The sequence below is a fragment of the Microvirga tunisiensis genome (genome assembly GCF_009296175.1).
GTDB classification, from domain to species: Bacteria; Pseudomonadota; Alphaproteobacteria; order Rhizobiales; family Beijerinckiaceae; genus Microvirga; species Microvirga tunisiensis.
In genome coordinates this window covers 1-1,434 of sequence record NZ_VOSK01000745.1, presented here as the reverse complement: position 1 = coordinate 1,434, position 1,434 = coordinate 1, and the positions used below count along the sequence as shown (strand labels likewise).

General features: G+C 53.1%; 1 protein-coding gene. It reads left to right on the top strand.

Going from position 1 to position 1,434, the window contains the following annotated elements:
• The first annotated feature begins 139 nt into the window (after window positions 1-139).
• On the top strand, window positions 140-1,261 hold the full coding sequence (locus tag FS320_RS43340; protein WP_152718648.1) for a hypothetical protein: 1,122 nt from the start codon (window positions 140-142) through the stop codon (window positions 1,259-1,261).
• The last annotated feature ends 173 nt before the right edge of the window (window positions 1,262-1,434 follow it).

Here is a 1,434-nt window from a genome sequence, read left to right as displayed (position 1 = left end):
ATGTGAGCTTGAGCGCGCAGTGCAAAAACGTGCTTGAAGGACGGGCTCGGACCTGTGATCCGGAAACCGGAATGGAGAACTACATGAACTGAAGCATTTCGACCTTGATCCGATGCTCCTCATGTGAGCCTTTCTTGATGTGCCTGATCTCCATGTATCCTTTGGCATGCCTTTCCATGAGGTTTCTGGGCTATTTGTTCATCAGTCTGAGGCCACACAGAAAGCCTTGGAGAACCTGTGGTTCCTGATGGGACAAACCGTTGTTGTGAGGGTGGATGGTCCTGCTGGACCCACCCTGGTGAGCTACCGACAAACACTCCCCGATGACATCAAGCCCATTCTCACCTTGGATGCCTCAGCAAGAGTTAGGGCAACCTATGATCTGTGGGAAAAGCATCGGGGTGATCTGGTTCGCCTTCCGTCAGCAACCAAGAACTATAGCAACCTGACCATCAATGTGTGGGATCAAGGTGGTGGCAAGTCTGCCTACAGAACTGAGGGTGACAGGATCATCCAAGGTGTCCTCAAAGCCATCGATACAAAGCCTGATGAGGAGTGGCTGGTCATCCATCACAAGTTCAAGCCAACCCTGAAACTAGACCTTCGTACAAAGATCACTGAGCGGCTTCCTCAGGGCCACAAGGTCAGCTTTCTCAACTGGGGGTCCCATGACGGCACGAACGAGTACAAGGATGTATCCAACGTAATCCTCGCTGGCACTCTGTTTCTGCCGTTGCCACACAGGGAAGGATTGACACGGCTTGCCTCAGGGCATCCACCATCCAAGGGGATTATCAGAGACGATCAGGTGAAAGCTACAGAAAGCGGTGAACACAGCCACATGATCCTGCAAGCTCTGTGTCGGAGCAGTGTCAGACAGCACCAAAATGGTGAGTGTCCTCCAGTCAATGCTTACCTGATTGCCAGCACATACAGCGGCATCAAGGAACTGCTGCCTGAGATATTCCCAGGAGCCCAGATCGTGCCGTGGACGCCTATCCCTAGGGAACTGCGTGGGAAGGTGGCTGATGCTATCGGTTTTGTAAGGTGTTGGTTCCGTGACAATCCTGATGGTGCCCTTCCATTCAAGGACCTGAAGAAGGCAGTAGGAGTCAAGGATGCATCCAACTTCAGAAACACCATCCGACAACACAACGATTTTGTGGCTGCTCTGGAGGAGATGAGCTTAGAAGAATGGGGACCTGGGACATACCGGACTCATCTCAGACGGAGGCCCATAGCATTCGGAGTTGCAGCGTAGAGTGAGCGTACCGGGAGGGAGCGGTAATGGCTGTTACGCTCTCTGCTAAAAAACCGTCGCGGATCGGGTCCGCCTGTGGGGTCAGAAACAGCTTGCTGGTAGTCTGTTGCCGGAGGGGAGCGGCCGTTAGCTTATTGGTGGCTCATGACCCCGTTAAAAAACATGGTCCATGG